The sequence below is a fragment of the Candidatus Mycolicibacterium alkanivorans genome, assembly GCF_022760805.1.
Classification (GTDB): Bacteria; Actinomycetota; Actinomycetes; order Mycobacteriales; family Mycobacteriaceae; genus Mycobacterium; species Mycobacterium alkanivorans.
Genome location: NZ_JAIVFL010000001.1, coordinates 4,026,836 through 4,049,316 on the forward strand (window position 1 = coordinate 4,026,836; position 22,481 = coordinate 4,049,316).

Sequence of the window (22,481 nt, forward strand, 5' to 3'; positions counted from 1 at the left end):
CCCTTTCGGGACTAGAAAACTAACTACAGAACGCGGGCAACGCCCGCGCTCAGGCCAGGTCCTCGACGGACGCGGATTCGTTGCGGGACAGGTTGATTCCGAGGTTCGCCGCAGCGCGCTCCAGGTCCTCGTCGTCACCGTCACGCATCTCGATCGCCGCGCCGTCCGAAGACAGCACCTCGACGTTCAAGCACAGCGACTGCAGCTCCTTGAGCAGCACCTTGAACGACTCCGGAATGCCCGGCTCGGGGATGTTCTCGCCCTTGACGATCGCCTCGTAGACCTTGACCCGGCCGACGGTGTCGTCGGACTTGATGGTCAAGAGCTCCTGCAGCGTGTACGCCGCGCCGTAGGCCTGCATGGCCCAGCACTCCATCTCACCGAACCGCTGACCACCGAACTGCGCCTTACCGCCCAGCGGCTGCTGGGTGATCATCGAGTACGGGCCGGTCGAGCGGGCGTGGATCTTGTCGTCCACCAGGTGGTGCAGCTTGAGGATGTACATGTAGCCGACCGTCACCGGGTACGGGAACGGTTCGCCGCTGCGGCCGTCGTACAGCACGGCCTTGCCGTCACCGTTGACCAGAACCTCGCCGTCGCGGTTGGGCAGCGTCGAGCTCAGCAGACCCTGCAGCTCCTCCTCGCGGGCACCGTCGAACACCGGCGTCGAGACGATGGTGTCCGGCTGGGCCTCCAGCATGTCCTCGGGTAGCTTCGCCGCCCACTCGGGCTCGCCCTCGACCTTCCAGCCGGCCTTGGCCACCCACCCGAGGTGGGTCTCCAGGATCTGGCCGATGTTCATCCGTCGGGGCACACCGTGGGTGTTCAGGATGATGTCCACGGGGGTCCCGTCCGGCAGGAACGGCATGTCCTCGATGGGCAGGATCTTGCCGATGACGCCCTTGTTGCCGTGGCGTCCGGCGAGCTTGTCGCCGTCGGAGATCTTGCGCTTCTGGGCCACGTAGACGCGGACCAGCTCGTTGACACCGGCGGGCAGCTCGTCGTCGTCCTCGCGGGAGAACACCCGGATGCCGATGACCTTGCCGGACTCACCGTGCGGCACCTTCAGCGACGTGTCGCGAACCTCGCGGGCCTTCTCACCGAAGATGGCGCGCAGCAGGCGCTCCTCGGGGGTCAGCTCGGTCTCGCCCTTGGGCGTGACCTTGCCGACCAGGATGTCGCCGTCGCGGACCTCGGCGCCGATGCGGATGATGCCGCGCTCGTCGAGATCGGCCAGCACCTCGTCGGAGACGTTCGGGATGTCCCGGGTGATCTCCTCGGCGCCCAGCTTGGTGTCGCGGGCATCGATCTCGTGTTCCTCGATGTGGATCGAGGTGAGCACGTCCTCCTCAACCAGGCGGTTGGACAGGATGATCGCGTCCTCGTAGTTGTGCCCCTCCCACGGCATGACGGCCACGAGCAGGTTCTTGCCCAGCGCCATCTCACCGTTCTCGGTGCACGGCCCATCGGCGAGCACCTGGCCCGACTCGACTCGCTGCCCGGCGTCCACGATCGGCCGCTGGTTGGCGCAGGTGCCGTGGTTGGACCGGGCGAACTTGCGCATCCGGTAGGTGTGCCGGGTGCCGTCGTCGGCCATCACGGTGATGTAGTCGGCGGAGACCTCCTCGACCACACCGGCCTTGTCGGTCACGACGACGTCGCCGGCGTCGATCGCGGCGCGCAGCTCCATGCCGGTACCCACCAGCGGTGCCTCGCTGCGCACCAGCGGAACCGCCTGGCGCTGCATGTTGGCACCCATCAGGGCACGGTTGGCGTCGTCGTGCTCGAGGAACGGGATCATCGCCGTCGCGACCGACACCATCTGGCGCGGCGAGACGTCCATGAAGTCGACCTCGACGGCGCTGACGTACTCGACCTCGCCACCCTTGCGGCGGACCAGCACCTTGTCCTCGGTGAAGCGGCCGTCGGCGTCGGTCGGCGAGTTGGCCTGCGCCACAACGTGGCGGTCCTCCTCGTCGGCGGTCAGGTAGTGGATCTCGTCGGTGACGGCACCGTCGACGACCTTGCGGTACGGCGTCTCGATGAAGCCGAACGGGTTGACCCGCGCGTACACCGACAGCGAGCCGATCAGACCGATGTTCGGACCCTCGGGGGTCTCGATCGGGCACATCCGGCCGTAGTGGCTGGGGTGCACGTCGCGGACCTCCAGGCCGGCGCGCTCACGGGACAGACCACCCGGGCCCAGCGCCGACAGGCGGCGCTTGTGGGTCAGACCCGACAGCGGGTTGTTCTGGTCCATGAACTGCGAGAGCTGGCTGGTGCCGAAGAACTCCTTGATCGCCGCCACGACGGGACGGATGTTGATCAGGGTCTGCGGCGTGATCGCCTCGACGTCCTGGGTGGTCATCCGCTCACGGACGACGCGCTCCATGCGGGACAGGCCCACCCGGATCTGGTTCTGGATCAGCTCGCCCACAGTGCGCAGACGACGGTTGCCGAAGTGGTCGATGTCGTCGACCTCGACGGGAACCTCCACGCCGCCGGGGGCGGTCATCGTGGCCTGACCCTCGTGCAGGCGCACCAGGTACTCGATGGTGGCGACGATGTCCTCTTCGGTCAGCGTCGAGCTGGTGATCGGCTGGCCGGCGTTGAGGCCCAGCTTCTTGTTGACCTTGTAGCGGCCCACGCGGGCCAGGTCGTAGCGCTTGTCCTTGAAGAACAGGTTCTCCAGCAGGGTCTGCGCGGACTCCTTGGTCGGGGGCTCACCCGGACGCAGCTTGCGGTAGATGTCCAGCAGCGCCTCGTCGGTGCCGGCGGTGTTGTCCTTCTCCAGCGTCGACATCATGATCTCGGAGAAGCCGAAGCGCTCGCGGATCTGCTCGTTGGTCCAGCCGAGCGCCTTGAGCAGCACGGTGACCGGCTGGCGGCGCTTGCGGTCGATGCGGACGCCGACGGTGTCGCGCTTGTCGACGTCGAACTCCAGCCACGCACCGCGGCCGGGGATCACCTTGACGCTGTGCAGCGTCTTCTCGGTGGACTTGTCGATGGCCTCGTCGAAGTACACACCCGGCGAGCGGACCAGCTGGCTGACCACGACACGCTCGGTGCCGTTGATGATGAAGGTGCCCTTCTCGGTCATCATCGGGAAGTCACCCATGAACACCGTCTGGCTCTTGATCTCGCCGGTGTTGTTGTTGATGAACTCGGCCGTGACGAACAGCGGGGCCGCGTACGTCATGTCCTTGTCTTTACACTCGTCGACCGGGGCCTTGACCTCGTCGAAACGCGGGTCGGACAAACTCAGCGACATCGAGCCGGAGAAGTCCTCGACGGGCGACAGCTCGGCAAGGACCTCTTCGAGGCCGCCCACCGGGCTGGGGTCGCCCAGGGCGGTGGCCTTCTGACGCCACTCGTCGGCACCGATCAACCACTTGAAGGAATCGGTTTGCACATCGAGCAGGCCGGGAACCTCCAAAGGTTCACGCAGCTTGGCGAAGGAAACCCGCGCCGGGGCTCCGGGAACGGAGTTAGAAGTAGTAGTCGATTTGCTTTGGCTAGAGACTGCCAAGATGCATCCTTCCAGCACCTAATGCGACGGTCTGGATGGCAAAGGCTGCCGGGTCCGTTGGCCGCTGATATCCTGCGTCGGTTCGGCTGGCCTTCTCGAGGCCCCAGCCTTTTCCCCGGATCACACGGCACACGAATAGGTCTCTGAGCTGGAGTGTCTTGGCTCAGACGTGGACCACGGTGTCAGGTGCGGGTTGAGGTGGGCAGGAGGCAGCCAGCGCAACGTCCAACAATAGCGCAGAACGGCGCATTCCTCAACAACCGCATGCTGGGCAGGCTGGCGCTGGCTGGCGGTCTAGCTCCCCACGCACACATGCTGGACAACAGACTGACCGGTTTGGGCCTTTCCGTCAAGGGTCAACGCGGTGTTTGGTGTGGATAAGTGCATATCGGCGGGTGCTGAATGCCGGTCATCCCGAGGTTCTACGCCACGGACTCAGCTGGTGGCGTCGTCGGCGTGGGCGGCGCGGGCCGGCTCGCCGACGAAGGTGGGGGTCGGCAGCTTGTGGGTGCCTTCCAGGTCGTCGAGGATGGCCTGCTGCGCCTTGGGCGGCAGCGTGTTGAGGATCTGGCGCACCCGGGCCTGACGGCGGTGGACCGCCTGACGGTCCGGCATGCCGGGGGTGGCGACGATCTGCGGCGGCACGCCCACGATGTCCTCCACACCACCGTCGTGGTGGCCGGCGTCGAGCAGGGCCTGCTCTACGGCCATCGTCGACTCGTCCTTCTCCTCCGACATGCCGATCGGGCCGATGCGGCGGCCGTTGAGGAACTGCTTGACCGCCGGCTCGTCGCTGGTCAGCAGGACCTCGCGGGGACCGAACATGACCAGGCGCTTGCGGAAGAGCATGCCCATGTTGTCCGGCACGGTACGGGCGATGTTGATGTTGTGGGTCACGATCAGGATCGTGGCGTCGATCTGAGCGTTGATGTCGATGAGCAGCTGGCTCAGGTAGGCGGTGCGGACGGGGTCCAGACCCGAGTCGGGCTCGTCGCAGAGGATGATCTGCGGGTCGAGCACCAGCGAGCGGGCCAGACCGGCGCGCTTCTTCATACCGCCGGAGATCTCGCCCGGGAACTTGTTCTCGTCACCGGCGAGGCCGACCAGGTCGAGCTTCTCCATGACGATCTGGCGGATCTCGCTCTCCTTCTTCTTCGTGTGCTCACGAAGCGGGAAGGCGGTGTTGTCGAACAGGCTCATCGAGCCGAACAGCGCGCCGTCCTGGAACATGACGCCGAACAGCGTGCGGATCTCGTAGAGCTCCTTGGCCGAGCACTGAATGATGTCCGTTCCGTCGACAATGATCTTGCCGCGCTCGGGGCGCAGCAGACCGATCAGCGACTTGAGGAACACCGACTTACCGGTTCCGGACGGGCCGAGCAGCACGCTGACTTCGCCGGCGGGGATGTCCAGCGTTACGTCCTCCCAGATTCGCTGGGATCCGAACGACTTCGTGAGCCCCTCAACCTGAATAGCAATGCCCACGCGAAATCCTTTCGCCCACACCGGCGCCCACTGACTCGATGGCCTGTGGTTCGAGTCACTCTAGCGCACGGCGATTTGTGGGCATTGAGTTTGAGATACGAAAATCCCCCGCGGCCAGTGCCGGCCCGCGGGGGATTTCGTGGTTCGAGAACTACTTGACGGTGACCGAAGCGCCGGCGGCCTCGAGCTTGGCCTTGGCGTCCTCGGCGGCCTCCTTGGTGACCTTCTCGAGCAGCGCCTTGGGAGCGCCGTCGACGAGGTCCTTGGCCTCCTTGAGGCCCAGGCCGGAGACGATCTCGCGGACGACCTTGATGACGCCGATCTTCTTCTCACCGGCACCCTCGAGGATGACGTCGAACTCCGACTGCTCCTCGGCGGCCTCGGCGGGGGCACCACCGGCGGGGCCGGCGGCGGCAACGGCAACCGGAGCGGCCGCGGTGACCTCGAAGACCTCTTCGAACTTCTTCACGAAATCCGACAGCTCCAGGAGGGTCATCTCCTTGAAGGCGTCGAGCAGTTCGTCAGTGCTGAGCTTTGCCATGGTTGTTTCCTTTCAGTGTTTGCGTGGTGTCTCAGGCGGCGGATTCTTCGCCGGACTTCTTCTCGTGCAGAGCGGCGACCAGTCGGGCGACCTGCGACGCCGGAGCGTTGAACAGGCCAGCGGCCTTGGCCATGTTGCCCTTCATCGCGCCGGCCAGCTTGGCCAGCAGCACCTCGCGCGACTCGAGGTCGGCGATGCGCTCGACTTCGGACAGGGACAGCGCGCGGCCGTCCATGTAGCCGCCCTTGATGATCAGGGCCTTGTTGTCCTTGGCGAACTTCTTGATCGCCTTGGCGGCGTCGACGGGCTCACCCTGGACGAACGCGATGGCGGTCGGACCGGCGAACAGCTCGTCGAGACCTTCGATCCCGGCCTCCGCCGCGGCACGCTTGACGAGCGTGTTCTTGGCGACGGTGTAGGTGGCGCTGCCGCCCAGCGAGCGACGCAGCTCGGCCAGGTTGGCCACGGTCAGGCCGCGATACTCGGTGACGACGGTGGCCGTGGCCTCTTTGAACTGTTCGGCGATGTCGGCAACCGCGGTGGCCTTGTCAGCCTTGGCCATACATGCCTCCTTGTGGTGGTTTACACCGCCGGAAGACCCAGAACGCACGAACGCCCCGGCGCAGATGGGCCGGGGCGCACAGAAACCGCAGTGCTACTGCGGGCTGACCTCGTCCTCCTGCGTGGGCCGTCCGGACAGGTCCGGACCTTCAACCGATTGCTCGGTGACCGACGGTCTTCGGTGGAACCCGCCCAGAATAGCGTGACGCCCCGCGCAACTCCTAATTGCTCTCCCGCGAGCAGACGCAAAAGTGCCGTTATCCGCGGCGTGTCGGGTGCGTTTGTGTCTGCTCGCCGGGCTCGCGCAGCAGGGCGGCCGCGCCCACCAGGCCGGCCTCGCCGAGCGCGGCGGGCACCACCTGCAGCCCGGCGATGAAGTCCAGCCGGGCGTAAGTCCCCAGCGCCTCGCGCAGCGGGTCGAACAGCACCGGGCCGGCCTTGGCGACTCCCCCGCCGATGACCACCAGGTCGAGGTCGCACACCGCGGCCACCGAGGCGATCATCGCGGCGATCGCCGTCGCGCCCCGGCGAAACGCCCGCAACGCGATCTCGTCTCCACCCGATGCGGCGTCGGCGAGTTCCTTGGCGTCCGCGCCCGCCCAGCCCTGCTCCCTGGCCCAGGCCGCCAGGTGCGGACCGCTGGCAATCGCCTCCACGCAGCCGCGGGCACCGCAAAAGCACGGCGGGCCGTTGGGGTCGACGATGACGTGCCCGACGTGCCCCGCGTTCCCGGTGCGGCCGCCGTACGCAGTCCCGTCGAGCACCAGCCCGCCGCCGATGCCGGTGGAGACCACCATGCCGAGCATGAATGCGGCGCCCTGTCCGGCGCCGCGCCAGTGCTCGCCGAGCGCCATGCACAGGCCGTCCCCACCCAGGCGCACCGGCACCCCGGGGACCGCAGCGCTGACCCGCTCGCGGATCGGGAAGCCGCGCCAGGCCGAGATGTTGAGCGGGCTGATGGTTCCGTCGGCCGGGTGGATCGGGCCGGCTGACGATATCCCGACGCCGTCGACCCGCCCGCCCGCCGCGGCCAGCGCGTCAACGATGGTGGATTCGGCTGCAGCCCAAACCTTTTCGGCGTCATCGCTGTGCGGCGTGGGCCGGCGGGTTTCGTAGAGCAGCTGTCCGTCGGGGTCGACGAGTCCGGCGGCGATCTTGGTGCCGCCGATGTCCACAACGAGCGTGGCCATGACCGGCGTTCCGGCTACGGTGGCCGCCACGCTCATCGGACCGTCACCGTCACGGCCGGGGTGTACAGCAGCCGGCCCGCGCAGCCGATCCGGATCAACGCCCACCACCGCCCGGGCGCCAGCCACGGCGGCGGCGCGATGTCGAAGCCCACCTCGACGGCGGCGCCGGCTCGCAGCACTTCGCCGACGGCGGCCGGGCCCATCCACTCCCAGGTGCCCCACGGGCTGATCAGGTGGGCTTCGAGGGCGAGGTCGGCGCGGGCGTCGCCGGCGACGGTGACGGTCAGCCGGGCGGTGTCCCCGGGTGCGACGACGACGTCGTCCGGTTCGGTCACCAGCCGCACCAGTTCCCCGCGCGCCTCGGCGCCGACGGTCACCACGCAGACGTCCTCGACGGTCTGCCGCCACGCCTGGGGCACGTCGCCGCCGAGCTTGAGCTGGGCGCGCACCGGGTAGTCGCCGGGTTCGGCGTCGGCCGGCACGCTCAGCTCGATGTCGGCCTCGCGGTGGTCTCGCGCGGGCAGCTCGAAGGCCAGCTCGCCGGGTTCGGCCGCCCAGCCGCGCGGGCAGCGCAGCCGCACCGAGCCGTTCAGCGTGGCGTCGCTGCAGTCGCTGGCCGCGGTGAGCCGCAGCGTCAGCCGTTCTCCCGGCTGGGCCAGGACCGTCTCGGGGTGCAGGTGCGCCACGGCGGGCAGCCCACCGAGCGGGGCGGGACCGCGGTGGTGCAGCCAGTACCGCGCGTACAGCGGTTGGGCGTCCTCGGCGTCGGGCGCCAGCGCGGCGCCGTGGGCGTCGAACACCCTTGGCACGTCCATGCGCGCCAGCACGGTGGCGATCTGGTAGCCGCGCAGGCTCAGTGCGTGCTCGTCGCCGCGGGCCCGCTCCAGCAGGTCGGCGGACACCACCGAGGTCACCGTGCCCACCTCGGAGCACAGCGTGACCTCGGTTGTGCTGCCACGGGTTTCGACGAGACGGATGGTGACGTCCTCGGGGTCGACGGCTGCGGAGCTGCCGATCGCGGTCGGGTTGCCGCCGACTTTGAGGGCACCGAGTGCCACCGCGCCTGCGGGGTCGACGGTCAGCAGGGAGCCGTCGGCCGGCAGTGCGCCAACTCCCCCGTCAGCCACCACGCACACCATCGGGTGGTTGAATTCGGCGCTGCGCGAAGGTATTTCGCAATCTCGCCAGTCGCCGTCGCCGGACACCAGCGCGAAGTCGAAGGTGTGCGTCCAGTGCTGCAGCTGCAAGTTGGAGCCGTCGGGGGCCTTGCGTTGCGGCGGGTCGATCCACACCCCGGAGGGCCAGCCGGTGCACGAGCGCATCAGCGAGCTGTGCAGGGTGTGGTCGGGCTCGACGGCGAATCCCGGTACGCCGCGGTTGATCAGGGCGACGGTGCGCGGCTCGAAGTCACCGCAGTCCGCGGGGGCGGTCTGGGTGACCTCGATCTGGGCGTCGTCGAGGTCGTCGACGACGGCGGCGACGGCAGCGGTCAGTCCGCCGGCCCAGTGCCCGGCGACGATCAACACCGGCAGGGCCAGCGGGTCGCGCAGGTCGGCGTCGGGTCGCCATACAGCGGCCAGCGGCTGGGCAGCGGGAACCCAGACCCGGGCCTGCCCGGTGGCGGCGAGCTGGCGGTGCAGCTCCGCGGTGTAGGTGTGGTCGGCGGCCTCGAGAACCTCAGCGGTGAAAGCGTTTTCGTCCGGCCCGCCCAGCGCAAACCGCGCGTCCGGCAGGTTGGAGTCGACGTCGAGATGCCCGTAGCGCGGGTGCACCGCGCTGCTGCAGGTGGCGGTGACGCCGGCGCGCACCAACGCCACCATCAACTCACGGGCGCTGGGGGTGCCCTCGGCGGGCACCACCACTTCGGCCACCGAGACCGCCCGAACATCCGACCCGATCCGGATCCGTACCGCCGAGGACAGGCCGAACCAGCCGTGCGCCGGGTTGTCCAGGGTCCAGGGATGTTCGGCGGAGTCGACCGCGCGGTCCTCGCCGGTGCTGTGGTCGTGGAGCAGGCCGAATCCGCGGCCGACGACCGCGTCGCCCACCCCGCTGACCGGCAGCGCGCCGGGCACCGGGGACGGCCAGCGCAGCCGCACCAACCGGTCGGCCCCGGTGAACTCGTCGATCGTGATGCTGATGTCCGCCCGGTCGATGCCGTGCCACAGCGTCAGGGTTTGGGTGTAGCGCAGGATGTCGCCGATGTGGCCGCGTACGACGATCCGCTCACCCAGGGCGCTGCGGTAAGCCTGCACGGAGTCGGCGGCGGTCGCCGAGGAGCATTCGACGGCCCCCTGGGGCAGCAGATGCCACGGGCCTTCCCCGGCTTGCGGGTGGGCGGGGTATTCCTCGTAGATCGCCAGTTCGTTGCCGACCCCGCCGGTCGCGATGAGTTCGACGTCGTCGTCGAGGTCGACCAGCGACACCACCCCGCCCCCGCGGGCCGGGTCGACCCGCAGCCGGTGATAATCGTTGGCAATCTCGTTGCAGTGCAACGGCTTCCAGCCCGAATCAGCAGCGGTTTGCACCATCCGGTAGGTGCGCCAGCCCAGCGACCGCACGTCGGCCGCCCGCCAGCTCACCAGGTGGCCGTCCTCGGACACCACGGCGGGCAGTTCGGCACCGTCGGCGTCGACCACCGCCACTCCCCCGGCCACCGGCGCGTCCAGACGCGCGGTGACGATGCCGGTTCGCTTGTGCGCCAACGGGTTCCACACCACCAGCTCGCCGGCGGCCCGGGCCACCGCCTTCGACAGCAGGCCCAGGGCGGCGGCCCGCGCGCCACCGCCCAGTTCCCAGGCGTCGCGCCACCCGGTGAGCAGGTCGAGGTAGACCTGGTCGGATTCCGAGCCGGTGATGCCGTCGTGGTGGGCGCCGAAGGCCAGTTGCACCCACGCCTTGGCCAGCGCGGCTTCCGGATAGCGGGCCCCGGTCAGCAGCGCGGCGAACACGGCGAAGCGTTCGGCGCCCAGCACCACATCCTCCGCGGCGTGGTTGGCCTGCTTGGCGTCGATGTAGGAGACGTCCTTGCCGGTGTAGATCGGGTTCATGTCGCGGGTCTGCGGCGAGGGCGCAACACCTTCGGCGCGCACGGCGGCGAAGAACTCACTCGGCAGCGCGCAGACGAACCGCGGCCAGGTGTAGCGGGAGTTCCAGTCCCGGTGGATCTCGGTCACCCACGCGTTCGGCGGGGTGTAGTCGGTGCCGACCGGCAGCAGCACATTGCGGGTCAGCGCCACCGATTTCAGCCCGGTGAACAATTCGAACGTGGCCGCCTCGGCCTCCTCCAACGACGCCGAGGAGTCCATCCACCAGCCGGCCGAGTAGTGGGCGGGCATGTAGTGGGTCAACAACCCCAGCCCCGACGGTGCGATCCACTCGAACTCGCTGTGGAACTGCATGCGCCGCGGGTCGCCGGCTTGTCCATTCCGGCTGGCCATCGGCCCCCACTGGTGGTGCGGGCCGCGCGCCCACGAGCTCGACGTCAGCCCGGCGTCGGCGGCCATGCCGGGGAACTGCGGGTCGTGGCCGAACACGTCGAGCTGCCACGCGGTCGCCGGGTGTGCACCGAGGACGTCGCGCTGAAACCCGATGCCGTGCACGAAGTTCCGGATCACCGTCTCGGGGCCCACCAGGTTGGTGTTGGGCTCGTTGTAGGTGCCGCCCATCACCTCCACGCGGCCCTGCGCGATGAACCGCCGAAGGTCGGCGCGGTCTTCGGGGTGGGTATCGAAGTACGGCTTGAGGTAGTCGACCTCGGCCAGCACGAACTTGTAATCGGGGTCGCGGCGCGCCATTTCGAGGTGGGCGGCCACCAGCGCGAAGCCGTTGTTCTGCCGGGCCCGGCCGGGTGGTTCCTCGTGCCACACGCTGGTGTAGGCGCCCTGGGTGTTCCACCACACCGGGTCGTAGTGGAAGTGGCTGATCATGTACATCGTCCAGCCGGGCTCGGCCACGGCGAACTCGAACGCGAACCCCTCCGCCCGCGCGGCGCGGCGCTCCCCCACCACGGCGCGCTGCACGGCAACCGGGACCTCCACCACACCGTCGCCAACGGAGACCGACGCCTCACCGGAGAGCCCCTCGCCCTCCACCCGGATCACACCACCGGAGGAGTCGGCATAACCGACGCGAACCAGCTGAAGCGGCACGTCGGGCGGGCCGACGAACAGCTCCGTCGACTCCGCGAAGGTCACACGCACGCGGCCCATCTACGGCCCGCTTCTTCGTCCAGCCAGGCGAACCACCAGCTTGCGCCCCTCCTCGCAGACGAGGACCACCGAAGCCATCGCGGCAGCGATCGCCCACTGCGCCGGCGTCAGCGGCACCGTCCCGAAGGCCTTCTGCAGGGCCGGCAATTCGACCACGGCGACCTGCAGCACCACACCCAAGAGCAACGACGCCCACAGCCACCGGTTGGTGAACATGTGCGAAAACGCGCTGGCGACCGCCGATCGAGCGTTCAGTGTGTTGAACAGCTGGGCGAACACCAGGGTGCAGAAGCCCACCGTGCGCGCCTGTTCGAGCGTGCCGACCCCGCCGACCAGCCCGCCGGGGCGGACCATGTCCATCGACAGCAGGGTGACGGCGGCCATGACGAGCCCGACGAACACGATGCCCCGCCACATGCCGGCGTCGACGAGTCGGTCGGTCACCCGCCTCGGCGGCCGGGCGGTGACGTCGTCGATTTCCGGGTCGACGCCCATGGCCAGTGCCGGCGCGGAATCGGTGACCAGGTTGATCCACAGGATCTGCGTCGCCAGCAACGGCAGCACCACCCCCGGCCGCCCCTCGCCGGTCATGCCGATCGACTCGGCCAGCAGAACGCCGAAGAAGACGGTGAAAACCTCACCGAGGTTGGACGACAACAGGTACCGCATGAACTTGCGGATGTTGTCGAAAATCACCCGGCCCTGTCGCACCGCGGCGACGATCGTGGTGAAGTCGTCATCGGCGAGGATCATCTTCGCGGCCTGCCGCGCCACCGCAGTTCCGTTGCGGCCCATCGCGATTCCGATGTCGGCAGCTTTGAGCGCAGGGGCGTCGTTGACCCCGTCGCCGGTCATGGCGACCACTTCACCGCGAGCCTGCAGAGCTTCGACGATCTGCAGCTTGTGGCGGGGCGCCACCCGCGCGTACACCGACACGGCGCCCACGGTCTCGGCGAGATCGCTCTGCGGCACTGTGTCGAGTTCGCGACCCGTCATCACCGGTGCGCCCGGCTCGACGATGGTGAGGTCTTCGGCGATCCGGCGAGCGGTGCCCGGATGATCGCCGGTGATCATCAGCACTCGGACGCCGGCGCGCTGTGCGTCGGCGACCGCCTCGACCACACCTGTCCGCGGCGGGTCGATGATTCCGACGATCCCGGCATAGACGAGGTCGCACTCGTCGGCCTCGCCGAGGCTCGGCGACCGGCCCTCGGCCTCCATGTGGCGGTACGCCACCGCCAGGGTTCGGAACCCCTGACCGGACAACTCCTCGACGTCGGCCACGGCCGCCGCCCGACGGTCGGAGTCAAGGGGCACAATCTCGTCACCCACCTGGACCTCGCGACAGCGCTGCAGCAGGACGTCTGGGGCGCCCTTGGCCACCAGCAGGCCGCCGTCCCCATCCTCGTCGGCGACGAGCGCGCTCATCATCTTGCGTTCGGAGGTGAACGGCACTTCGGCGTAGCGGCTGAAGCGCCGTGTCCGCTCGACGGTTCCGGCCACTTTGCGGGCGGCCACCAGGAAGGCCGCCTCGGTGGGGTCGCCGTGGATGTCCCAGTGACCGTCGGTGAACTCGAGGCGGGCGTTGTTGGCCAGCGTCCCGACCGCGAGCGCCAGACTGGCTTCACGGGCCAACGGCGAGTCGGTGAGTTCGGCGTCGCCGGCGCGGGCCTCACCTTCGGGCCGGTAGCCGACCCCGCCGAGTTGGACCTCCCCTGAAGCCGTGCGGATCCGGGTGATCGTCATCTGGTTCTGCGTCAGCGTCCCGGTCTTGTCGGAGGCGATCACGGTCGCGCACCCGAGGGTCTCCACCGAGTGCAGGCTCTTGACGATCGCATTGCGCGACGCCATGCGCTGTACGCCGATGGCGAGCACCACCGAGACGATGGCGGGCAGGCCCTCGGGGACGGCGGCCACCGCCAGCGAGACGCCGAGCAGCAGCACCGTCACCAGGTCGTGGAGGGTGCGGATCTCGCTGAGCGCGAGGGTGACGGCGATGACGACGACCGCGATCGCGACGACCGCGAGCCCCAGGTAGCGGCCGACCTGTGCCAGTTCGCGCTGCAGCGGGCTGGGTTCAGTCTCGGTGGCCTCCAGCAGTTCGGCGATGGCGCCCATCTCGGTGGCCATCCCGGTGGCGGTGACCACCGCCAGGCCGGTGCCCTGTGTGACGGCCGTGCCGCGGAAGACCATGTTGCGGCGGTCGGCCAAGGGTTTGGCCTCGTCCAGCGGTTCCGCCGACTTGCCGACGGGTTCACTCTCACCGGTGAGTGCGGCCTCGGCGACCCTCAACGCGGTGGCCATCAGCAGCCGCCCGTCGGCGCCCACCGCGTCTCCTTCGGCAAGCATCAGGACATCGCCGACGACCAGCTCACGCGACGGCACCACCGTCGGCGCCCCGTCGCGCAACACCGTCGAGGTGGCCTCGGTCATCGACTGCAGGGCCGCGACCGCGCTCTCGGCCCGGGCCTGCTGCAGATAGCCGAGCACCGCGTTGACCAGCAGCACCGCGGCGATCACCACGGCGTCGACCGGAACCCCGGTTGCGCCCTCGGCGATCCAGGCGGCCAGTGAGATGACGACGGCCACGATCAGCAGGTAGACCAGCGGGTCGCGGAACTGCTCGAGCAGCTTGCGCCATCGGGGAACGGGCGGGGCGGCCCGCAGTTCGTTGGGTCCATGTGCGGCGAGCCGGCGTTCGGCTTCCCCAGCGGACAACCCCACGAGCGGGTCGACGCCCTGCGCCGCGGCGACATCGGAGGCCGCGCGCAGCGATGGGTTGGCAGACACCGTCGCGGCCCCGTCCACACCGCTCATCGTTGCGTATCCGCGCCCGGAACACACACCCGGGCTTCTCGAGGACAAGAACTGTCGGGTCTACACCCCGGTGTGACCGGCGTCGCTGCGGCACTGCGAAATTGGTGGTAATGAGGGCCGGTTTGGCACACTGGCAAGAATGAGTTCCACCAAACACCGTGAGGTGGCCAAGCTCGACCGGGTTCCGTTGCCGGTCGAAGCGGCCCGCATCGGCGTGACGGGCTGGCAGCTCACCCGCACCGGCGCCCGGGTTCTGACCAAGCTGACCGGCCGTGGCCGTTTTCAGGACAAGGTCATCAGGGAGATCCCGCAGACCTTCGCCGATCTGGGCCCCACCTACGTCAAGTTCGGCCAGATCATCGCCTCCAGCCCCGGGGCGTTCGGCGAACCGCTGTCCCGGGAGTTCCGCAGCCTGCTCGACGCGGTGCCGCCGGCCGACACCGCCGAGGTCCACGAGCTGTTCAAGAAGGAGCTGGGCGCCGAGCCCACCGAGCTGTTCGCCGAGTTCGAGGAGCAGCCGTTCGCGTCGGCCTCGATCGCTCAGGTGCATTTCGCCACCCTGCACAGCGGTGAGGACGTCGTGGTCAAGATCCAGCGACCGGGCATCCGCCGCCGGGTGGCGGCCGACCTGCAGATCCTCAAACGTTTCGCCCTGCTCGTCGAGTTGGCCAAGCTAGGCCGTCGGCTCTCCGCGCAGGACGTGGTGGCTGACTTCTCCGACAACCTGGCCGAGGAGTTGGACTTCCGCATCGAGGCGCGGTCGATGGAGGCCTGGGTGTCGGGCCTGCATGGTTCGCCGCTGGGCCGCAACATCCGGGTGCCGCTCGTGCACTGGGAGTTCACCAGCGAGCGGGTGCTGACGATGGAGCAGGTGCGCGGCGTGCGCATCGACGACGTCAAGGAGATCCGCAAGCAGGGCTTCGACGGCACCGAGCTGGTCAAGGCCCTGCTGTTCTCCACCTTCGAGGGCGGGCTGCGGCACGGCCTGTTCCACGGCGACCTGCATGCCGGCAACCTGCTGGTCGACGACGACGGCCGCATCGTGTTCCTCGATTTCGGCATCATGGGCCGCATCGACCCGCGCACCCGCTGGCTGCTGCGCGAGCTGATCTACGCGCTGCTGATCAAGAAGGACCATGCGACCGCAGGCAAGATCGTGGTGCTGCTCGGCGCGGTGGGCACCATCAAGCCGGAGGCACAGGCCGCCAAGGACCTCCAGGCGTTCGCCGAGCCCTTGACGCTCAAGACGCTCGGCGACATGTCGTATGCCGAGATCGGCAAGCAGCTCTCGACACTGGCCGATGCCTATGACGTCAAGCTGCCGCGTGAGCTGGTGCTGATCGGCAAGCAGTTCCTCTACGTCGAGCGGTACATGAAGCTGCTGGCACCCAAGTGGCAGATGATGAGCGACCCGCAGTTTTCCGGCTACTTCGCCAACTTCATGGTCGAGGTCAGCCGCGAGCATCAGAGCGACGTCGAGGTCTAGGACCTTGGAGATCCGCACCGGCACCGCCAAGGTTCCTCGGGGGCAGGAGCGCAGCGACTCGGGGGACGGACGAGACCAGGACCTGGAGATCTACTACGAGGACATCGGCAACCCCGGCGACCCGCCGGTGCTGCTGGTGATGGGCCTGGGCGCGCAACTTCTGTTGTGGCGCAACGGTTTCGTCGAACGCCTGGTCGATCAGGGCCATCGGGTGATCCGCTACGACAACCGCGACGTGGGGTTGTCGTCGAAGCTGCACGGCCGCCGCGCTGACGGTGCGCTGGTGCCCAGCCTGGCGCGTTCGTTTTTCGGGCTGCCGAGCAAGTCGGTGTACACCCTGGAACACATGGCAGACGACGCCGCGGCATTGCTCGACCATCTCGGGCTCGACCGCGCGCACGTCGTCGGCGCATCGATGGGCGGGATGATCGCGCAGATCTTCGCCGCACAGCACGCCCACCGCACGAACGCACTGGGAATCATCTCCTCGTCCAACAACTCCGCGTTGCTGCCGCCGCCGGCGCCGAAGGCATTGCTGTCGTTGATCACCGGCCCGCCGCCGAACTCCCCGCGCGAGGTCATCGTCGAGAACTCGATCCGGGTCAGCAGGATCATCGGCTCCCCTGGCTATCCGGCAACCGAAGAGAAGCTCCGCGCCGAGGCGATCGAGGCCTACGAGCGGGCGCACTACCCCCAGGGCATTGCGCGGCATTTCGGTGCGGTTCTCGGCAGCGGCAGCCTGAAACGCTACGACAAGCAGATCAGCGCGCCCACTGTCGTGATCCATGGCCGAGCGGACAAGCTGATGCGCCCGTCGGGCGGCCGCTCGATCGCGTCGGCAATCCCGAATGCGCGCCTCGTCCTGTTCGACGGTATGGCCCACGATCTGCCTGAAGCGCTGTGGGACGACATCGTCGGTGAGCTGAAGACCACATTTGCCGAGGTCAGCTAGCGCGCTTTCGGTCCCGGAAGGGGCGGTCGACTCTCGGTTGCGGCCGTCTGACATGGCGGGGAGCTGACCGGCTCTTTGATTCCAGCAGGTTACAGCAGAGTGTCAGCTGAGTAGCGGAGCCTCGACTTCGGCACACATGCAACAAAATGCCTGGCAACACGCCGTTTCTCGGATTGACAAGGCCGGGGTGGTATGCGAGTCTGTTATCAATTCTCAGGCTATGCCCAGGAAGAACCGAAGAACCGCAGGTTCAACAGCAAAAAAATATCCTCAGGGGGGTCTCGATGACTACAGCACTCGGAGCCAAGTTCTCGGCCATGTCCACCAAGTTCCAGGTGGGAACTGCGGCTTTGGCGATCGCCACCGCAGCCACGATCACGCCGGCGATCGCTCACGCAGCGCCGAATCTCTCAGTCTTCGCCGAAGGGCTCGGCAACTCGGTCTCGAGCACCGTCGATTCGGTCGTCGTTCCCAAGGCTGCCGCGTCCGCGACGACGACCACTTGCGACCCGGGTGCTGTCGGGTGCTATCTGGTCGAAGGCCTAGTCGGCGGAACCCAGGCCTGGGTCAGGGGCACGGGCATCTTCGTCGGCACGGCCCTTTATGTCGTCGTCGAGGGTACCGGTCAATTTGTCAAGGCCATCGGCTTTACGGACTTGGGTGACGGAATCCTCTCCGTTTCCCATAACATCGCCGTGACGTTCCAGGTCGGCCCATACTTCCACGGCGTATAACGCAATTCACGGAACAACTCGCCAGATGCCAACCGGGCAGCTGGCGAGTTGTTCCGTATTGGCCAGCTATCGTGGCTGCGGTCTGCGAGCGTCTAGCGCAGACCGCACCGGAGCACGAGGAAATTACTGAGTGGGCCTCTTTTCACGGCGTCCGTCCGGCGACGAGTCGAACGACGACGCTACGACCTCGACCGGCGACAACGACAACGACGAGCGGCACTGGCTCAGGCACCGGTATGTTGCTTGGGCGGGGCTTGCGGTCCTCGTCATCGTTATCGCGTTCGGCTGTTGGCTCGGATTCCAAGCGCACGCAGCGAAGACCGCCCTCGAACAGGCACGCAACAGCGCACAGCAGACCAAAGATGCATTGCTGAAGGGAAACACAGCAGGTGCTTCAGGATTTGCAGCTGATGCGCAATCGCATGCGCAGGCAGCTCGGGATGCAACCCACTCCCTGCCGTGGAACATCGCTTCCTTGGTGCCATGGTTGGGCCGCCCATTCAAAACCGGTCAACAGATATCAGACGTGGTGCTGGGCCTGACCGCCGATGTCTTGAAACCCACCGCGGATGCCGGCACCACCGTCGCGCCAAATCAGTTGCTCGCCAATGGCCGGCTGAACGTGGCGGCATTGCGCAACGAAGAACCTGCGCTCAGCAAGATCGCGGCTAGCGCGGCTCGCCTCAACGCGGAGGCACAAGCGATTTCGGATCCACGCTATCTGGCCGCGCTCGGCGAAGCCCGATCACAACTACAAGTGCAGACGGCCAATATCGCACAAATGCTGGGCAACACCGCCTTGGCCGCGCGGCTGGCGCCGTCGATGATGGGCGCCGACGGCCCACGCACCTATTTCATGGGTTTCCAAACCAACGCCGAAGCCCGAGGCACCGGTGGCCTGCTCGGGGGGTTTGGGATCCTGCGGTTCGACAACGGCAGGCCCAGTGTGGACAGTTTGGGACCGAACACCGAACTCAACAAGGCATTCACACCGATGTCTCTTGGCCCAGAATTCGACGAAGAGTTTGGGTTCACCGAACCGACGACTGATTTCCGTAACAGCAATCAGAGTTCCCACTTCCCGTATGCGGCACAGATTTGGAAGTCGATGTGGGAACAACAGACGGGAATGAATGTCGACGGTGCTATCGCCCTCGACCCTATCGCTCTGAGCTACATCCTCGGCGCTACCGGGCCCGTGACGATGCCGGACGGCGAGACGGTGACCAAGGACAATGTCGTCGAGCTGACCGAGTCGACCGTCTACACCCGATTCCCCACCGACCAATCCGCGCGGAAAGAGTATCTGCAGGGTATAGCCACTGAAGTGGTCAAGAAGGTCACCGGGCCGGTGGAGTCGCCGCGCAAGTTGTTCGACGCATTGGGTCGAGCGGTCAGCGAGCGCCGAATCTCGGTCTGGAGTTCGTCGCCCGCCGACCAGGAACTTCTGGAGGAAACTCCGCTGGCCCACGTGATTCCCGACGATCCGGCCCCATACGCTGAAGTCGTCATCAACAATCTCGGCGGCAACAAGATGGACTACTACTTGGACCGGCAGATCGAGTATGTCGCCGACGGTTGTGACGGCGATAGACGAATGTCGACCGTCACCGTTCGGTTGACCAACACACTCTCGGATCCGTCGCCGCTGCCGGAATATGTTGCAGGGAAATTGGGGTTCTTTCCTGGTCTCTCGGAGAATGTCCCAAGGGGCGCCATGCTCACATCCGTCCGTCTTCTCGCTACCAAGGACGCGCAAATAATCAGTGCCGTCGTCAATGGTAAAAAGATCCATGTTTTTGGAGCGACGGAGCGCAGCCATCCGAGCTTTGAAGCTCAAGTGGCTATATCGCCCGGAAAGACTGCTGAAGTGACTTTCCGGCTCTCCGAGCCCACGGCTCCGGGCAAAGCGCGGGTTCCAGTTCAGCCGTTGGCGGATGAACTCACTCCCAAAGTCTCGGTGCCAGTGTGCTCGAGGTGAAATCGAGCGACCTCACTGGCTGGCTACGAAGCAGAAGCGATGCATCGGATCGATTGCTGCTTCGCCGCCAGCCCAGCGCCCGTGGACGAGAACGCGCCGCGCGGCGAATGAACGTAGTCCCGGGCGCCGATGCCACCCTGGTCACGTCAGCCGTGCCAGCTCTTTGTGCCCCCGTAGCGTCAACGTCTCGGCGCTGGGAGTGAGAGGATGCGTGTTGGGCGGAAGCAGCCACACCCGGGGGCTGTATTGACGGGCTGGGGGGCGTGTAGCAGCTCCGGCGTTCGGCGACAGTCGACGATGATGTGTCAGGCCGTTGGTCGGTCGGCGAGGGAGGGGTAGAGGTGAATCTTCAGGACTTTACAAAGCTGCTGCGAGCGAGATGGATCACCATCGCCGTAACGGCATTGGTGGCGGTTTTGGCGGCGATTGCGTACTCACTTCTCACAACTCCGCTGTATGAGGCCTCCACGAGGCTGTACGTCTCCACGTCAGCCGGCTCGTCCGCGGTAGAGCTCTACCAGGGTAATCGGCTGTCTCAGGAACGCGTCGCTTCCTTCACCCAGCTGCTCACCGGTCAGACTTTGGCCCAACGAACTATCGATAAGCTGGGGGTCAGCATGGATGCGGCCACGCTGCAGAAGCGGGTCAAGGCGACGGCGAAACTCGATACCGTTCTGATCGATGTATCGGTCTTGGACGAGTCACCCGTCCGCGCCCGCGACATCGCCAACGCGTTGTCCGATGAGTTTGTGGTTATGGTGGGTGAACTCGAGACACCCAAGCCTGGGGCGGCGCCCGACGCCCGGGTGGTCGTGGAACAACGCGCCTCGGTTCCGAGCAAACCGGTGGTTCCAAAGACGGCTCGAAATATCGCGATAGGCCTAGCTCTGGGTATGTCGCTGGGCGTCGGTCTCGCCGTAATTCGCGAGGTCCTCGACAACACCGTCAAGAGCCGGGAGACACTCGAAGAGATCACTGGCGTCGGCATCGTCGGCACAGTACCAATCGACAAAGTGCGGCGAAACCAGCCGGCTATCTCGTTCGATAACGACACCTCGGCAATCGCCGAAGCATTCCGCAAACTTCGGACCAACCTGCAATTCTTATCGGTAGACAATCCGCCCCGGGTAATCGTCGTCACCAGCTCGGTGCCGAATGAAGGCAAATCCACCACTGCGATAAACATCGCGCTCGCGCTGGCCGAAGCCGAGCACGACGTTGTACTCGTCGACGGGGATATGCGACGCCCCTCCCTGGACAAATATCTCAATCTTGTGGGGCAAGCCGGATTCAGCACGGTACTCAGCGGCGCGGCATCTCTCTCCGAGGTGCTGCAAGAAACGAACTTTCCCAGATTGACCGTGCTTACCTCGGGCGCGACACCGCCGAATCCCAGTGAACTCCTAGGGTCGATGGCCGCCAAGAACGTGTTGAGCGAATTACGCGAAAAGTATGACTATGTCATCGTCGACTCGGCGCCCCTGCTCGCGGTGACCGACAGCGCCCTTCTCGCCGCGAACGCCGACGGCGCGCTCATCATGACACGCTTCGGTCAAACCAAGCGGGAACAGGTTGAGCACGCGGTACGTAATTTGGCAGGCGTCGGCGCGTCTCTGCTCGGTGCCGTGGTCACGATGATGCCAACACGTGGCGGTGGTGCCTATAGCTATAACTACAGCTATAGCTATAGGCACTACGGGGAGAGTAAGAAATCGGAACGTGAATCGACTCCCGACACACCGGAAAAGACTGAGACTCCTTAGGAATCCCATGACCCACAAACTTCCCGGAAGAGCCATGACCCACAAACTTCCCGGAAGAGCCCCAGAGGGGCCTTGGGGCCGAGCATGCAGACATGCCGAGGGAACCGTCGCTGAGGACGGACCCGACATCGTCGCCAGAAGTGGCGGGACCACCACACAAACCCCTCTTAACCGACTAATAGTGACTTGTTGCTGACTCCAGGACTCCGGACATGGCATGGCGGGTCTGTAAGTTGAACGGTGTAGACGTGTTGGTGTCGTTGAGGGCTTGGCAGAGTTCGTCGATGGCGGCGGTGTGGCGGGGCGCGGGTAGCGGGTCGAGGCGGATGTGCAGGGTGTTGGTGTCGTGGTCGGGGATGATGTCGCCTGAGCCGGCCAGGGCGGTGCGGATCAGGGTGTGGGCTTCGTCGTCGCCGCGGGTGTAGCCGGTGTCGGTGAGGATCGCCCGGGCCAGCGATTGTGCGGTGTTGAACGCGGCGATGCGGATGGCGTGGTGGATCAGTTTGGTTTCGGTGTCGAGGACCTGTTGGCCGGGGTGGATGTGGGCGAGCGGTAGCCGGGCGGGGATCCCCTGGTGGGCGGTCAGTGCCGCGTCGAGCGCGGTGTGGGCGGTGTGGGCGTCGGTGTTGATGGTGTTGATCATCGCGTTGGTGAGCACGGTGGTGGTTCCCGGCGGCGGCGTCGACGCGGTCAACAGTTCACGATCCCGGGTGGTTTCGGCCAAATGCAGTGCCCGCCTGGCTTTTTCGACCTGTTGGTAGGCGAGCTTCTTGGCCGGGTTGGGCACCATCCGGTCCGGGTCGTCCTGGGCGGCGCGGTAGCTGTCGTGGGAGTCGAGGCCGAAATGCATGCGGGCGTAGCGGTAGTGGTTCTCCTGACGCCAGCGCGATCCCATCCGGTAGCGGATCTGCGCGGCCGGCAGATCACGGCGGGTGGTCAGGATGTGCATCTGGCGGGTTCGGGCGCGATCGTGCAGGCTGATCTGTCGCATCGCGAACACCTCACCGGCGCGGGACCCGTCGGTTAGGGGCAACTCGACGGGGGTGTCGGCCAGTGCCCAGGTGTGGGTGCGGCCGTGTTCGTCGGTGTGGGTGTGCTCGGTGAACTGGTGCTCGTCGATGTCGGCGATGCTGCCTTTGCGCCAGGTCAAGGTGTCGAACCCGGCCGCGTGCAGGTCGGCGAACAGGGTCGGTGACCAGCCGCCCCGGTCGAACCCGACCAGCACCCGGCG

General features: G+C 66.8%; 13 protein-coding genes. 5 read left to right on the top strand and 8 right to left on the bottom strand.

What is annotated here, in order from left to right; genetic code table 11:
- Positions 1-49: 49 nt before the first annotated feature.
- The 7 genes from rpoB to K9U37_RS19770 all read right to left on the bottom strand — a co-directional run bounded on the left by rpoB (position 50) and on the right by K9U37_RS19770 (position 14,334).
- Complete coding sequence (gene rpoB, locus K9U37_RS19740) at positions 50-3,547, bottom strand: DNA-directed RNA polymerase subunit beta (RefSeq protein ID WP_243073141.1); 3,498 nt, start codon at positions 3,545-3,547, stop codon at positions 50-52.
- Positions 3,548-3,964: 417 nt separating this feature from the next.
- Complete coding sequence (locus K9U37_RS19745; protein ID WP_243073142.1) at positions 3,965-5,014, bottom strand: ABC transporter ATP-binding protein; 1,050 nt, start codon at positions 5,012-5,014, stop codon at positions 3,965-3,967.
- Positions 5,015-5,165: 151 nt separating this feature from the next.
- Positions 5,166-5,555 (bottom strand): 50S ribosomal protein L7/L12, encoded by a 390-nt coding sequence (gene rplL / locus K9U37_RS19750; protein WP_243073143.1) that lies wholly within the window; start codon positions 5,553-5,555, stop codon positions 5,166-5,168.
- Positions 5,556-5,586: 31 nt separating this feature from the next.
- Positions 5,587-6,117 (bottom strand): 50S ribosomal protein L10, encoded by a 531-nt coding sequence (gene rplJ / locus K9U37_RS19755; RefSeq protein WP_243073144.1) that lies wholly within the window; start codon positions 6,115-6,117, stop codon positions 5,587-5,589.
- 256 nt (positions 6,118-6,373) lie between these two features.
- Complete coding sequence (locus K9U37_RS19760) at positions 6,374-7,306, bottom strand: ROK family protein (protein WP_243073481.1); 933 nt, start codon at positions 7,304-7,306, stop codon at positions 6,374-6,376.
- 32 nt (positions 7,307-7,338) lie between these two features.
- Positions 7,339-11,508: a glycoside hydrolase family 38 N-terminal domain-containing protein gene (locus K9U37_RS19765; RefSeq protein ID WP_243073145.1), complete on the bottom strand. Its 4,170-nt coding sequence runs from the start codon at positions 11,506-11,508 to the stop codon at positions 7,339-7,341.
- Positions 11,509-11,517: 9 nt separating this feature from the next.
- Positions 11,518-14,334, bottom strand: a complete 2,817-nt coding sequence (locus K9U37_RS19770; protein ID WP_243073146.1) for a cation-translocating P-type ATPase — start codon at positions 14,332-14,334, stop codon at positions 11,518-11,520.
- 139 nt (positions 14,335-14,473) lie between these two features.
- Between K9U37_RS19770 and K9U37_RS19775 the strand changes: the two genes are divergently transcribed.
- The 5 genes from K9U37_RS19775 (at position 14,474) to K9U37_RS19795 (ending at position 21,250) form a co-directional block, all read left to right on the top strand.
- Positions 14,474-15,820 carry an ABC1 kinase family protein gene (locus K9U37_RS19775; RefSeq protein WP_243073147.1) on the top strand — a complete coding sequence of 449 codons (1,347 nt, stop codon included), beginning with the start codon at positions 14,474-14,476 and terminating at the stop codon, positions 15,818-15,820.
- A 4-nt stretch (positions 15,821-15,824) separates the two neighbouring features.
- Entirely contained in the window at positions 15,825-16,772 is a 948-nt protein-coding gene (locus tag K9U37_RS19780; RefSeq protein WP_372489546.1) for an alpha/beta fold hydrolase, read from the top strand.
- A 317-nt stretch (positions 16,773-17,089) separates the two neighbouring features.
- Positions 17,090-17,506 carry a hypothetical protein gene (locus tag K9U37_RS19785; RefSeq protein WP_243073148.1) on the top strand — a complete coding sequence of 139 codons (417 nt, stop codon included), beginning with the start codon at positions 17,090-17,092 and terminating at the stop codon, positions 17,504-17,506.
- Between the two features lie 130 nt (positions 17,507-17,636).
- A complete protein-coding gene (locus tag K9U37_RS19790) occupies positions 17,637-19,487 on the top strand; it encodes a DUF4012 domain-containing protein (RefSeq protein ID WP_243073149.1) in 1,851 nt (616 codons plus the stop codon).
- Positions 19,488-19,828: 341 nt separating this feature from the next.
- On the top strand, positions 19,829-21,250 hold the full coding sequence (locus K9U37_RS19795; protein ID WP_243073150.1) for a tyrosine-protein kinase domain-containing protein: 1,422 nt from the start codon (positions 19,829-19,831) through the stop codon (positions 21,248-21,250).
- 175 nt (positions 21,251-21,425) lie between these two features.
- Here K9U37_RS19795 and K9U37_RS19800 read toward each other — a convergent pair.
- The coding region (locus K9U37_RS19800; RefSeq protein WP_243073151.1) for a putative transposase at positions 21,426-22,481 on the bottom strand (1,056 nt) is incomplete at its 5' end.

Coding starts and splice junctions, on each gene's coding strand:
- rplL (WP_243073143.1), bottom strand. CDS start 5,555: ATGGCAAAGCTCAGCACTGACGAACTGCTCGACGCCTTCAAGGAGATG.
- rplJ (WP_243073144.1), bottom strand. CDS start 6,117: ATGGCCAAGGCTGACAAGGCCACCGCGGTTGCCGACATCGCCGAACAG.
- K9U37_RS19760 (WP_243073481.1), bottom strand. CDS start 7,306: ATGGCCACGCTCGTTGTGGACATCGGCGGCACCAAGATCGCCGCCGGA.
- K9U37_RS19770 (WP_243073146.1), bottom strand. CDS start 14,334: ATGAGCGGTGTGGACGGGGCCGCGACGGTGTCTGCCAACCCATCGCTG.
- K9U37_RS19775 (WP_243073147.1), top strand. CDS start 14,474: ATGAGTTCCACCAAACACCGTGAGGTGGCCAAGCTCGACCGGGTTCCG.
- K9U37_RS19785 (WP_243073148.1), top strand. CDS start 17,090: ATGTCCACCAAGTTCCAGGTGGGAACTGCGGCTTTGGCGATCGCCACC.